Below are 13794 nucleotides of genomic sequence, written 5' to 3'. Positions count from 1 at the left end.
GCTCCGGTGAATTGGGGTAGCGCGGTACCGGACAGCGCACTGTGGTTGGCAGAGGCATACGCGATTACGGTAGTGGTTCTCGTGATCACCGCGCTGCTCCTTGCTCGGTACACTCGCTGGGGCAACCAATTTCGGCGAATGGCTTGGCCCTACTTCGATCCCCGGCGCACCGTCCTTCCACTGTCGATTCTCGCGTCACTGTTGCTGCTCACGATATTCGGTGTCCGCGTGACTGTGTTGTTCTCGTACTGGTACAAGGATTTCTACGACGCTATCCAGAACCTCGACGAAACCGCCTTCTGGCACTACCTGCGAGTGTTCGCGATATTGGCCGCAGTCCACGTCGCGAGCTCACTTGTCGTCTACCTGGTAGGTCAAACCCTCGATATCAACTGGCGCAGCTGGCTCAATGACGCACTGACCGACGATTGGCTCGACGGCCGCGCCTACTATCGCGGAAACTTCCTGGAGAACCCGGTCGACAATCCGGACCAACGTATTCAGGCAGACATCACCACATTCGTGACGTCGTCCCGCACGTTGTCCATGGGCGCCGTCACGGCAATGGTGTCGATCGTCAGCTTCACCAAGATCCTGTGGGATCTGTCCGGGCCGTTGACTGTTTTCGGTGCCGAGATTCCGCGAGCGATGATCTTCCTTGTCTACATCTACGTATTGGTGACGACGGCACTGGCTTTCTGGATCGGCCGGCCTTTGATCATGCTGAACTTCTTGAACGAGAAACTCGGCGCCACCTTCCGGTACGCACTGGTTCGACTGCGGGAGTACGGCGAGAGCATCGCCTTCTATCGCGGAGAGAACGTCGAACGACGCACCCTCGGACTACGTTTTGCTGCGGTGATCCGCAATATGTGGGCGATCGTTTTCCGGACGCTCAAGTTCAGTGGCTTCAATCTGGCAGTGAATCAGACCGCGGTGGTGTTTCCGTTCCTCGTCCAGGGATCTCGATTATTCAGCGGGCAAATAACTTTCGGCGACGTGATGCAAACTGCTCAAGCGTTCGGCCAGGTGCACAATTCACTGTCCTTCTTTCGAGAGTCCTATGCTGATTTTGCCAGTTTCCGGGCCACACTGATTCGTTTGACAGGGCTCGCAGATGCGGATCGACGTGCCCGCGCACTCCCGGTGCTCGACGCTTTTTCCTCGGGTAAGCACTTGATTGTTCGTGGACTCGATGTGCGCACGCCTGTTGGTGAGGCATTGATCTCCGAACTCGACATGTCACTGGTGCCCGGTGATGCTCTGCTGGTGAAGGGCCCGTCGGGTAGCGGCAAAACCACGCTGCTCCGAAGCATCGCGCAGTTGTGGCCGTACACAGACGGTTCCGTGACCACTCCTGTCGGATCCGTGCTCTTTCTCTCGCAACGTCCGTACTTGCCGTTGGGTTCGCTGCGCGCAGGTCTGGCATATCCGGATCAGTTGCCCTCGGGGCAGCCGAACACAGGGCGTGCGAACTTCGACGACGACAGGTTTCGCGACGCGTTGGCCCACGTGCATCTTGCGCATTTGGTCGGCCGACTCGACGAGGCTGCGGATTGGACTCGAATTCTGTCGCCGGGGGAGCAACAACGGCTGGCGTTCGCCCGAGTCCTCCTGATCCGCCCGCGAACCGCATTTCTCGACGAGGCGACATCCGGAATCGACGAAGGTCTCGAGTACACGCTCTACGACATACTTCGCCATGAACTGCCCGACAGCATCATCGTCAGCGTCGGCCATCGCAGCACACTCGACGTTTTTCACAATCGACAACTCGAACTGCGCGGTGCGGGACACTGGACGCTCACTGATCGCGAAGGCTGAGAACAGCTTTCCTCGGTCGGCCTCTTTCGACAAACCTCGGCGGGAGCATCCACTGCGCGGCGGGCGATCGAAGACATCGTCCGTCAAGAGGTCGAAGGGTTGTCGGGGTCGTTTGTGCGCTGGAGCACCCAGGCCGCAATCCCGGTGCGCGAGCTGTACCCGAGTTTGTTCAGAATGTGATCGACGTGGCCGTCGACAGTGCGTTGGGAAATGACCAGCTTGTCCGCGATTGCTCGGTTGGTCAGGCCCTGTGCGACGAGTTCGGCCACCTGCTGCTCCCGCGGAGTCAGCACTTCGTCGGCCGCCGATTTCGGTGATCCACTGAGCGGTTGCTCTCTCAGCGCGCGGGCCGCTGCGTCGTCGAGAGTCAGAGCTCGTCCATGATCGAATGCTGTTTGAAAAACCCGGTCTCCGAGCCGGTTACGAGCTTTGGTTACGCTGTTTTCGTGGTACTGGACCATGCTCCTGAAGGTGTCCATCGGGCTGCCCGTGGCGGTGAACAGCGTGTCGGCAGCTCCCATCAGTGTGGCTGCCAGCTTCGCGTCCCGGTCGACAAGCGTCCACGCGATTTCCTCGAGGCACCATGCACATCCGAACTGGTTACCCAGCTCTCGCAGCAATCGGAGAGAATCTTCGAGTAGCTCGATGCCGCGAGCGTGGTTGCCATGACGCCACAGGGCGGATCCGTAGTCCGACATCGCCATCGACCGCCACAAGATTTCGCCGCGCGATTCGGTGAGGCCCAACTCCTCCTCGTAAATGCTTGCAGCCCGGTCGGCTTCACCGAGGGCGTCGACGACGAAGGCGAACCAGTAGAGCGCGGGTACCAGACGGGCGATGTTGTCGTTTGCCCGGAATGCTGCGACAGCCTGCTCCAGGTACTCGGCACCGCGCACGAGATCGCCGTCGGCGACCGCGACGAATCCGAGCGTGTACCGCGCCAGTATGTGTCCGTCGTCGTTCCGCTGTATCTCGGCCTGTCGCCGAGCCTCTTCGGCAATGCTTGTCGCCGAAGCGATGTCTCGTTGGAGGGCTGCCAGCAGTGCGCCTGTCGCGGCGGCCTCGACTACCGCGTCACCGAGAGGGCCCTCGGTCAGTGCGGGCACCTCGGCCAGGGCGCGACCCAACCAGTAGCGACCTTCGTTGAATCGACCACGTGCAAGCCAGTAATCATGCAGAGCACTTGCGGTACGCAATGTGGCTTCGACCGAGTCGGGTTCGGTCAGACCGAATTCCAACGCGGTGCGCACGTTGGGTAGGTCGCGGTCGATCCGCGTCATCCAGTCGATTTGGTGCGGCCCCGGCCAGTCGACTCCGGCGCGGAAGACGAGTTGCCTGAACCACTCACTGTGCCTGCGCTGCAGCGAGGCCCACTCGTCGACTGACACCAGTTCGCGCCCGTAGTCGCGAAGAGTCTCGAGTAGGCGGTAGCGAACGTACGAGCCGTTCTGTTCACGGATGAGTATCGACTTGTCGACAAGGGACATCACGAGATCGCCCAAGTCGTCGTTCTGTGCTTCGTCGGCGAGAATTCCTTCGACGGACCCGAGATCGAAGCTACCCGCAAATACGCTCGAGTTCGCCCACAACGACTTCTCCCGCGGCGTACACAGATCGAAGCTCCAGTCGATACTCTGTGCAAGCGTTTGTTGACGCGCTGGAGCGTTCCGGCTGCCCCGCGTCAGCAGTTGGAAGCGGTCGTCGAGTTTTTGCAGGATCTGATCGACCGACATCGCCCTCAGTCGGGCGGCCGCCAGCTCGATCGGCAGCGGTAGTCCCTCCAACCGGCGGACGATCTTCTCCACAGCCGCACTGTTCTCGCTGGTGATGCGGAAGTCCGTCACGGAGGAACGTGCCCGCTGCTCGAACAGCATCATCGCATCACCATCACGGGTGTCGGTTGGCGACGGCGCCTCGGTGGGAATTCGCATTGGCGGCACCCGTAATACCATCTCGCCGGGAATGTCGAGCGGTTCTCGGCTGGTCGCCAGAAGTGCCAATCGGGCACAGCACCGGAGTAGTTCGACGACGGTGTCGGCCACCCAGCCGATGAGGTGTTCGCAATTGTCCAGAACAATCAGGACACGTTCGTCGACGAGACGGCCGATCAGTACCGATCGCGGTGACCGCGCAGATCGGTCTTGTACTCCGAGTGCGGCAAGAATCGTCTGATCGAGAAGTGCCGGCTCCCGCAGTTCACTGAAGTCGACGAACCAGACGCCCCCGGGGAACGCACGGGAGGAATCATCGGCGGCACGGAGCGCCAAGCGGGTTTTGCCGACCCCACCCAGGCCCGTAAGGGTCACGAGGCGGTAGTCCGACAGCAGGCGTCGGACTTCTTTGGCTTCGGACCGACGACCGACGAAACTGCTCAGTTCGATCGGTAGGTTTCCTCGTTTTGCCGCCATGAGAATCGCGCCGAATTTGTACGTGCTGAGTGGATTGACCCCACACAGTGTACGCGGATTCGCGTGCGTGAAATCTGCCATCGCACCACCGGTGTTCGCCCGTAGTTGCCTTTGGGGCGAGGCTTATTGGTGTACGACCCGGAACATCGGACACTTTTTGTCGACGTAGTTCGCGCCTCATTCGAAAGGGATGAGAGGCTCATTCCATCTCTCTGCCGCGCTTACGATTCCGGCATGAAACGTGTGTGGGAAGGTGTGCGGCGCTACGGCAAGACGCTGCACTCGGCTGGGTTGTCGTTCGGCTTGGTGTTTTTCGTCCTCTCTATGAGCCCGTCCCTCTTGCCGCGGGCGTGGTACCTGCAGGGCGTGGCGACCGGTATTTCCGTCGCCACGGGGTACGGCATCGGTGTCAGCGTGGCGTGGATGATCCGCAAATGCGGAGTCGAGCCGACGTGGTCGGATCGGACCAAGAAGTTCGGCTGGACTGTACTCACTGTCCTGGCGGTGATATTGGTGCCTCTCTTTCTGATCTTGGGTTCGTGGTGGCAGCAGATCGTCCGTGATCTGGTCGAGGCACCGCGCGTCAACCGGGCGAACTATCTTCTGGTGCTGCTGATTTCGGTCGCGGTGTGGTTGATCTTGCTCGAGGCGGGTCGCGGTTTGCGGTATCTCACCAGAAGCATCGCTGCCGTCGCTCTGCGGTTTGTGCCCAAAGAGGCGGCGAAAGTCGCGAGCTTGGTCGTCGTCTTCGCGTTGGCGATCTTCGTCGTCAACGGTGCCCTCTACAACGGGCTCATCGCGTTTGCGAACTGGAGTTTCTCCGGTGCGGACAACGACACACCGGATGGTATCGACCAGCCTCTGATCGCCGAACGCAGTGGTTCGCCCATGTCTGCCGAGGCGTGGGATTCGCTGGGTAAGGAAGGGCGCACCTTCATGGGTAGCGGGCCGTCCGCGGAGCAGATCGCCGCGCTGACCGGCCGGGACGCGAAGCAACCCATCCGCGTGTACGCCGGCCGCGAGTCGTCCGATTCCGTCGACGGCGTCGCAGGGCGGGTCGTCGCTGAACTCGAGCGCACCGGTGGATTCGACCGCGCCGTCCTGGCAGTGGTGACCACCACCGGCCGCGGCTGGGTCAACGACGACGTGGCGTCCTCCTTCGAATACGTTCAGGGCGGCGACACTGCCATCGCGGCGATGCAGTACTCGTTCCTTCCCAGCCCGTTGGCATTCATCGCCGACCGAGAAACCCCGATGGCCGCCGGCCGGGCGCTGTTCAACTCTGTCTACGCGAAATGGATCGAGCTGCCGCTCGACAAACGCCCCAAGCTGGTCGTTTTCGGCGAGAGCCTGGGATCGTACGGGGGACAGGCGGCGTTCGCGGGAGCGCAGGACATGGCGACGCGTGTCGATGGGGCGCTGTGGTCGGGAACCCCGAATTTCACTGCTCAATGGCAGGAGATCACCAGCGGTCGTGACTCAGGCTCACGGGAAGCGGTGCCGGTGATCGACGACGGGCAGTCGATCCGTTTCGCCGCTTACCCGGAAGACCTCGAACTCGATGCGCCGTGGAACGACTCCCGCGTCGTGTACTGGCAGCACGCCAGCGATCCGATTGTCTGGTGGTCTTTCGACCTACTCCTGAACAAACCGGACTGGCTTGCTGAACCTCTGGGCCGGGATGTCGATCCGGGAATGACGTGGATTCCGTTCGTGACGTTCTGGCAGGTGACACTGGACATGGTCTTCTCGGCTGACGTGCCCCCTGGTCACGGACACAACTACGGTGCCGAGGCAGCGGACATGTGGGCACAGATTTTGCACCCCGAGGACTGGTCTCAGTCGGACACCGACGCAATTCACGCCGCTCTGACGAACAACTTCCAACCCACCAAGTAGTAGTGCGGACCGCCGACCTCGTGACGGTCCCTCGTCGTTCGAGCGGGAGCACTCGCTCGTGATCGTTCAATCCCTGTTTTTCAGCTATCTCACAAGGAGCGCTATGCATTCGTCAAGAACACTCGTAGCTGCGGTGGCGCTGAGCGCGATCACTGTGTTTGCCGGGGCGGGGTCCGCGGTTGCCGCGCCGGCGATCGGCTCTGTCGATTTCGGTTCGTCGACCGGGTCCGAAACCGGTTCGTCGAGCGGATCAGGATTCGGCTCTGTCGATTTCGGATCCGGCGGTCCTGATGTGGAGCATCCGGTGTCGACCTGCTTCTGGTCGGTGCCGATCAATCCCGAGCGCGCGGACCCGCAACTCAACTACGCCTTTCCCGACACCGCGGCCATCTATTGGGCTGCGCAGTTCACAATCCCCGAGGATGCCGAGTTGGTTGTTCGAGGGCAATATGCGCATGCGCGCTATCAGTCCTTGAACTCGTACAACGCAGCAACCGCTATGCCCACCGCCGTTCTCAATGATATTTCGACGGCCCCGGACGCAGGCTCACACAACACCTATCTTCCCGGTGCCGATCGATCGAATGACGGTGCCAGGTCGTATACGGCGTCGGTCCGCAACGAGGCGTCGCCTGCAGAACCGAAACCCAACACCTTGTATGCCGGTGTGCCGGGCCAGGACCGGATAAGCCTGCTTTATCGCATCTACCTTCCCGACAATGGGCGTGATCTCACTGGTGGAGTCGGACTGCCGGAGCCAGAGTTGCGCCTTTCCGATGGTCGGGTGTTGCGTGGGGAGGATCTGTGTTCGGCGGTCGGTGCGGACAATGGAATCTTGAAGCCGGCGTCGCTGCCGCTGGACACGTACAAGGCATTGCGTGACCAACCAGGCAAGCCTTCGACCTTCCCTTCCGAGCAGACGCCTGTCTGGCGGGCTTACTACAGCGCCGAGTTCACGCTCGGGTGTACCTATCTCGGCAAATGCGATGGCACACCTCAGCGTGTTGGCGGGCAGTACTCCAACATCGACAACAGCTACGTCACGGCCGAAGTCAATCGCGGGTTCGGCGAAGTTCTGGTACTTCGGGGAGAGTTGCCGAGGACTCCTGAGACGACAACCGGCGCAAAAAATCTCGACAGTGCAGTCGACATGCGGTTCTGGTCGATGTGCAGCAATGAATCGCTGGCGACGACGAAGGTAGCCACGTGTCTTTTCGACGAGCAGGTGGCCACCGATGCAGCGGGGCGCTACACGATTGTCGCGTCGCTGCCTGAAGACCGACCTGCAAACGCTACGAAGGAATGTGGGGTGTCGTGGTTGTCGCTCTCACCGGCCGGTGACGGCGCAGGCCATCTCGACGATTCGCTTCTGATCATGCGGAACATGCTGCCGGCCAAGGACTTCGGTCACGCTGCGCACGATACTCGGACGCCCGGTGACGAGAAGGCAGTGATGGGACAGTATCTGCCGGACGGTCAATATACATCCAAGCTTGCGTTCGAGGGCAGCGGCTGCGCGAAGTAGCTCGATACCGTCGAACCGGCCCTCTTCGGTCTTCGCTGCGGAAGCTAGCTACTTCCGTCGTCTATCGCACGGGCGAGGGTGGACATGGTGCGCTCTCGGTGGGTTGTTGCGGGTTGCACCGTGTCGGGCCAGTCGGCAGTTTCTTCCAACGCCCAGTCGGCCCATTCTGCGATGTGGTTGAAGTGGCCGATCATGAATCGGTTGGCCAGTGCCATCAGGTGATTTTGTTGGGGGAGTGTGCCGGCTTCGGGGGCCGAAATTCGTTGTGCGTGTGAGACGAACAGACTTCGGGATCGAGCAGCTTGTTCGCGCGTGGTAGTCAGGGTGGACCGCAGGTCGTCGATCGTGCCTTGGTGGGCGAAGATCACGCGGATCATGCCTTCGAATTGCAAGGCGGGGGGCGTGGTCTGGGTCGCGAGCCAGTCGCTCAGTGCTGTTCGGCCTTCGTCGGTGATGGAGTAGACAGTGCGTGAGCGCTGAGTGCCTTTGGTGACCGTGGTCGCCGTGACCAGGCCGCGTTCGAGCAATATCTTCGGCGCGTTGTATCGCTGGCGGTCCGCGCTGGGCCACAACTCGGCGACCCCGCGTCCGACCTGCTCGGCGATTTCGTATGCGGACCAGTCCTTGGCTGTCAGCAGTCCCAGGATCATGTACGAGGTGGGTGTGAGATCACGCTGAGCCACATGGCTCCCTTCGCTCCGCGGTTGGCATCCAAGCCTACAAGTGTCACTTCCCTTCGCCGTTCGCATCCTCGGTGTCGGCGATGTCGTCGGATGCGTCCTGCGCAGGTTTGCCGTAGATGAAGGGGACGAGCGCTCCGGCGACGGCAGACGCCGGTGCGAAACCGTCAGCGGTTGGTGCCAGATTTCCCCACACCACCATGGTCACATCGTTGACCGGGTCGTACCCCATGAACGAGTTGTAGCCGGGAAGTTCGCCGATATGGCCGTACATCGGACCCATTTGAGCGATGCCGTATCCGTATCCCGCAGATCCCTCGCCATCTGTGGGTTGCACACTGTTCACACGCAATTCCTGGGTGGCCGGACTCAGGAGCGAACCGGTGCCTAGAGCTTTGACCCATGTCGCCATGTCGTTCGCAGTAGAGATTCCCTGACCTGCGGACCATGTCCACGAAGGATTGTGCGTCGTGGTGTCGGTCGGCCTTTCGGTGCCTGCGGCGATCGCGTCGAGGCGAGATTGTGGGAGCGCTTGTTTGCCTTCGCCGAGCGTTTCGACGTTCCCGCTGTAGGTGTACCCGTTTGCATAGGGCGTCGGGATGCTGGTGTCGGTGTTCGCAGGAAACGATGTCCCGGCGAGTGCGAGTGGCCCGAAGAACCGGTCCGCGAAGATCTGCTGAATCGGCTTGCCGTCCAGCTGCTCGGCGATCAAGCCGAGGAGAACGGTATTGGTGTTGGAGTAGTGATAGCCGGTGTCTGGCGCGAAATACGGCGGCTGGCTCAGCCCCATCGCCAGCAGCTCCTCGGGTGTCCACACTCGCTCCGGTTGCTCGTCGAGCGCCTGGTTGAGTTCGAGGGTTTCGGTGTAGTTGTACAGGCCGCTACGCATGTCGAGTAGGTCGCCGATCGTGATGTTGTCGCCGTTGGGGACATCGGGGCGGAACTTGCTGACCGGATCGGTTACCGCCAGCTTGCCCTCGTCGACCAACTGCAGGATTGCCGTGCCGGTCCAGGTCTTGGTGTTCGAGCCCACGCGAACCTTGGTGTCCAGAGTGGGAGGCTCGTTGACGCCTTCTCGGACCGAACCCCATGTGTTGACGTACTTCTGTGTCGGTGTCGTGATCATGACCACCATCGCGATCTCGCGGAATCCCTCCGCCTTCTCGGAGACGACGGAATCCATTGCAGCGCTGTCGAAAGACAAGACGGCGCTGCCAGTCGACCCGGCGGAGGTCGGCGCAGACGAGGAGGGGGACGCGGAATCGGTTGCGGACGAACAGGCTGAGAGAAACAACGCCGTGGCGATGCCGGCGACGGCCACTTTGCGAACCTTGGCGTCGTGTCGTGCTGTCGACTTCCCGTAAGAGTTCATGAAAAGACTTTAAGTGATACTGCACATTGCATGCTGCACTTTGCAGTAAATTACGACAAATCAGTCATGAATCCTCAGGAGTGTCCATGTCGTCCACCACATCAGTTCGCGCCGTTGTTGCTTTGGTCAGCGTCGGCGTAGTCCTCACCGCATGTTCGGCGCAGCCGTCGAATTCCGGTGTCACATCGACTCCGATGCTCCAGATTCCGGACGAGGCAACCCGCATCATGACCACCGATCCCTACTCCATGGCTAACTGGTCGTATCTCGTGGTCGACCCCGACACAGACGAGGTGATCTACAGCAACAACGCGGACAACTCGATGTTTCTGGCCTCGCAGACCAAACATTTCACCGTCGGCACCACCTACGACAGCCTCGGCGTTGACCACACCGTCTCGACCCCCGTATATGCCACCTCCGTTCCCGTCGACGGCACTCTCGCCGGAGATCTCGTGCTCGTCGGCTCCGGCGACCTTGCGCTCGGCGGGCGCAATGCGGCGCAGGGTCGATTCGACTTCGCCACCGACGGAATCGACCACGTGTACGCCGACGCCCTACCCGGAGCCGTTCTCGCGCCCGGCGATCCCCTTGCGGGACTGAACGATCTCGCCCGACAAGTAGCCGGCGCCGGCATCACTCGTGTCAAAGGCGACGTCCTCGTCGACCCTCGTCTGTGGGACACCTACGCGACGGTCGAAGGCCTCGTTCCGTCGATCTTCGTCAACGACAATCTCGTCGATATCCAGGCCCGGCCAGGTGCGGTAGGTGAGCCCGCCACCATCGACATGCTTCCCGGGAACAGCCTGTTCCGCGTCGATGCGCAGGTCATCACCGGTGAAGAAGGTAGCGACTCGACACTGAAGGCAGCAGCGGACCCGACCGATCCCACCCAGATCAACGTGACCGGGTCGGTACCGGCTGGAAAGACGTCGCTGACTGTCCACCGCATCACCGATGCACCGTCGTGGGCCCGGCAGCTGTTCGTAGAGGCATTGCGTCGCAACGGAATCGAGGTTGAAACGGTATCTCGGACCAACGACGCAGCTGCTCTGCCTGCCGATCAGACATATACCGGCAGTCGTCAGGTTGCGAGCCTTCGATCGGCACCACTTTCGGAGTCGGGAGGGATGATCCTCGCGACCAGCTACAACACCGGCGCGAACACCTTCCTGTGTCTGTTGGCGGTAGCGGAAGGATCGTCGTCGTGCAGCGACGGCTTACCGACCGTCAGGGCACTCGCCGAGAAGGCAGGTATTGCAGCGTCTGATCTTGTGGTCATGGACGGCCAGGGCGGAGACCCGTCACAAGCGACACCCGCGGCAGTCGTCGACTGGCTCGGCTGGGTGGACCAGCAGCCCTGGGCCGACACGTTCTGGGCCGGTCAACCGGTACTCGGTGAGCGCGGTTCGTTGTCCGGCGTCGGGACCGAGAGTCCCGCGAAGGGGAAGATCATCGGTAAGACGGGAACGTCTGCCGACGTCGAACCCGACACCGGCCGGTTGATAGTGACCCTTCAGGCGCTGTCCGGTTACATGATCACCCCCGATGATCGCCGACTTCTGTTCGTCGTAGCCGTCAGCGATGCAGTATTTCCCGATCTGCCTCGTGGAGTCTTCCAAGTCGGGGGTGACGTCGGGGGCGTTGCCGCTGCGTTCCAACAGGCACAGACGAACTGACTCGGGGCGAGTGAGAGGTACGGCGGTCCGGGCACTCATCCCTTTCGAACGAGGCATGAATTACGCAGGCGCTCGCAGTGTCAGCATTGTCGCGCAGCGGTATCGACTGCGTCCCGATGAGAAACGAGTGTTGACATGGGATCCGTTATCGGAGATCTCCTCCCCATAGCCGTCGGTGTCGCCGTCTCCCCGGTGGCCGTCATCGCGACGATCTTGATGTTGCTCTCCAAGCGCGCCGGTAGCACGAGCATCGGTTTCGCGGTGGGCTGGCTACTCGGAATCTTCATTGCCACATTTCTTTTCGTCCTTCTTTCCAGCGCACTGAGCACCTCGGACGATGGACCGTCCACCACTGCTTCGTGGATCAAACTGGCGCTGGGCGTCCTCCTGTTGGTGGTCGGAGTCAAGCAATGGCGAGGGCGCAGCGGTGAACACGAAACGCCGAAGTGGATGCACGCCATCGACGAGATGACCGCGGTCAAGGGGTTGGGCCTAGGATTCGCCCTCGCCGCGATCAACCCGAAGAACCTGCTGATGTGCATCGCGGCAGGAGTGTCGATCGGTTCGGCGTCGCTGGCTACCAGTGGAGTGATCGCCTCCGTCCTCGTCTTCACGATCATCGCCAGTTCAACGGTGGCGATACCTGTCGTCGGATACGTGGTGGCTGCTGACCGCCTGCGCGAGCCGTTGGCCAAGCTCAAGGTCTGGCTCCAGGACAACAACACCACGGTGATGAGCGTGTTGATCTTGGTCGTCGGAGTTGTACTGATCGGCAAGGGAATCGGCGGAATCTTCTGACACCGCGCTTTCACGTGGTGTGGACGTGGGACAGCCGGGTGAGTGTCCGATCAGGTCGCTTTCACCGCGTATTCGCCGTCGGCGTGGCCGATCAGTTGCCAACCGCCTTCGATCGGGTCCAGGCGGACGTCGGTGAGATTCGTGGTCTCGAGTTGTGGCCGTCCGGTGCCCGGGTACCAGGCCTCGACCCGCCCCGTGCCGCTCCCGGCAAACCCGTCACGCGATACCTTCGTCAGCGTGCCGGGCGCTGCTCGCGGATAAGCACGCGAGAGTGGAACCGCGAATCCCTCTACAAGTCCGAGTGATTCGCCGGACGGGCAGTCGATGCGATTCAGATTTCCTTGCGGCTGGTGGGTATTGCCGTCTCGAACCGGATGGGGGTCACCGCACGCTTGCGTCCACGACCACCAGGCGCCGCCCATCCGGTACTGGTCGGTGGCGTCGACGAAGCGGTCGACGTCTGCCCCCTGCTTGTCGGCGTCCCCGAACCAGCCCCATTCGCCCGTCCACAACGGTGCGTCGTACCAGGCGGCAGCGCGGTCGGCGATCTTGAATCCGTCCTCGATTGCGGGGAATTCGCTACTGACTGTTATCGATTCGCTGTAAAGATGGGGCGAGAAGACCACCAGAGGATCGGTCAGGTACTGGCGTGGGGGCAGCGCGTCGAAGCCGAAAGCCGACCAGATCGCACTGGGCTCGAAGAACACGAGGTGCGGAAATCCGCCTGCTTCGGCCTGTCTGATGGCGTCGGTGGCTCGCTTGTAGAACTGCCCGATCTGATCAGCTGCCGTGAATGGGTCGCGCAGGCCGGGATTCGGTTCGTTCAACAGGTCGTATCCGGCTACCGCTGGTTCGCCTTTGAACTCGGCGGCCAACCTCGCCCACGTCGCCACGAGGCGACTCTGGATTCCTTGCTCGTCGTCGTAGAACGCCTGGAAGGCGTGGCCGATCGCCGGTGCAGCCTCCCGGAGTCCACCGATGTTGCAGGTTGTCCATCCGCCGGTCAGGGTTGCCCATTCGGGTGCGCCGTCCCAGCCGACTCCCGGCTGCATGAATGACGGGCACGACAGGTCGCTCGGGGTGCCGACATACGGGCCCCATGCGTCCTGATGCATGTCGAGAACGGTGTAGATGCCGTGATCTTTCGCGTTCTGGACTGCGCCTCGAATCCGGTCGACATATGCAGTGTCGAATGCACCGCGAGTCGGTTCGAGGAGGGACCACGCGACGTTGAGTCGGACGACGTTGAAGCCCAGCGCGGCCATCTGCGCGAAGTCCGCTCTTCCCAGCGGCGTGACTGTGGGTAGACCGGTGCCGTTGGTTGCGTAGTCATTGAGGCCGTTGGCGTTCACGCCGCGGAGCAACACCGTTCGTCCGTCGACGTCCTTGATCGTTCGATCTGCGACGGTCAATCGGGGGAGTGTCCAGCCCGATTCCGGAGGAGCAGCGTTTGCCGCCGGGGCTGCAAGCTGGACAGCCAGGATTGCAAGGGTGGCAAGCAACAGCGCACGCATCCGTCGACCTTTCTAGACAAACGTCCAATTCCGAGTTGAGGCTAGCGGGAGAACGTCCTTATTGCGGCGCAATTCGCACATACCCGTCACGACTA

Annotated in this window: 9 protein-coding genes; 5 read left to right on the top strand and 4 right to left on the bottom strand. The window is 61.6% G+C overall.

All coding sequences use genetic code 11. The features are described 5' to 3' along the window. Positions 1 to 6 precede the first annotated feature (6 nt). On the top strand, positions 7 to 1824 hold the full coding sequence (locus tag G8767_RS05905; protein ID WP_166809602.1) for an ABC transporter ATP-binding protein/permease: 1818 nt from the start codon (positions 7 to 9) through the stop codon (positions 1822 to 1824). 83 nt (positions 1825 to 1907) lie between these two features. On the opposite strand, the gene G8767_RS05900 is transcribed toward G8767_RS05905, so the two are convergent. After that, positions 1908 to 4313 (bottom strand): LuxR C-terminal-related transcriptional regulator, encoded by a 2406-nt coding sequence (locus tag G8767_RS05900; RefSeq protein WP_166809601.1) that lies wholly within the window; start codon positions 4311 to 4313, stop codon positions 1908 to 1910. Between the two features lie 153 nt (positions 4314 to 4466). On the opposite strand from G8767_RS05900, the gene G8767_RS05895 reads away from it, so the two are divergent. Both G8767_RS05895 and G8767_RS05890 read left to right on the top strand, forming a co-directional pair. Next, positions 4467 to 6131 carry an alpha/beta-hydrolase family protein gene (locus tag G8767_RS05895; RefSeq protein WP_166809600.1) on the top strand — a complete coding sequence of 555 codons (1665 nt, stop codon included), beginning with the start codon at positions 4467 to 4469 and terminating at the stop codon, positions 6129 to 6131. A 103-nt stretch (positions 6132 to 6234) separates the two neighbouring features. Continuing rightward, positions 6235 to 7656 (top strand): hypothetical protein, encoded by a 1422-nt coding sequence (locus tag G8767_RS05890; RefSeq protein ID WP_166809599.1) that lies wholly within the window; start codon positions 6235 to 6237, stop codon positions 7654 to 7656. A 44-nt stretch (positions 7657 to 7700) separates the two neighbouring features. Here G8767_RS05890 and G8767_RS05885 read toward each other — a convergent pair whose 3' ends face one another. Both G8767_RS05885 and G8767_RS05880 read right to left on the bottom strand, forming a co-directional pair. After that, positions 7701 to 8339 (bottom strand): PadR family transcriptional regulator, encoded by a 639-nt coding sequence (locus tag G8767_RS05885; RefSeq protein WP_124566228.1) that lies wholly within the window; start codon positions 8337 to 8339, stop codon positions 7701 to 7703. 43 nt (positions 8340 to 8382) lie between these two features. Beyond that, positions 8383 to 9708, bottom strand: coding sequence for a serine hydrolase domain-containing protein (locus tag G8767_RS05880; RefSeq protein WP_095970630.1), 1326 nt, complete (start codon positions 9706 to 9708; stop codon positions 8383 to 8385). Between the two features lie 86 nt (positions 9709 to 9794). Here G8767_RS05880 and G8767_RS05875 point away from each other — a divergent pair, with 86 nt between their 5' ends. Both G8767_RS05875 and G8767_RS05870 read left to right on the top strand, forming a co-directional pair. Beyond that, on the top strand, positions 9795 to 11387 hold the full coding sequence (locus tag G8767_RS05875; RefSeq protein ID WP_166809598.1) for a D-alanyl-D-alanine carboxypeptidase: 1593 nt from the start codon (positions 9795 to 9797) through the stop codon (positions 11385 to 11387). A gap of 135 nt (positions 11388 to 11522) precedes the next feature. Continuing rightward, positions 11523 to 12185, top strand: coding sequence for a GAP family protein (locus G8767_RS05870; RefSeq protein WP_166809597.1), 663 nt, complete (start codon positions 11523 to 11525; stop codon positions 12183 to 12185). Between the two features lie 50 nt (positions 12186 to 12235). On the opposite strand, the gene G8767_RS05865 is transcribed toward G8767_RS05870, so the two are convergent. Next, positions 12236 to 13699, bottom strand: coding sequence for a cellulase family glycosylhydrolase (locus G8767_RS05865; protein ID WP_166809596.1), 1464 nt, complete (start codon positions 13697 to 13699; stop codon positions 12236 to 12238). Positions 13700 to 13794 lie beyond the last annotated feature (95 nt).

It is taken from the genome of Rhodococcus sp. IC4_135 (assembly GCF_011602025.1).
Lineage (GTDB): Bacteria > Actinomycetota > Actinomycetes > Mycobacteriales > Mycobacteriaceae > Rhodococcus_F > Rhodococcus_F baikonurensis.
Note: the sequence above shows the minus strand (reverse complement) of the source record. Positions and strands in the feature narration are given on the sequence as shown.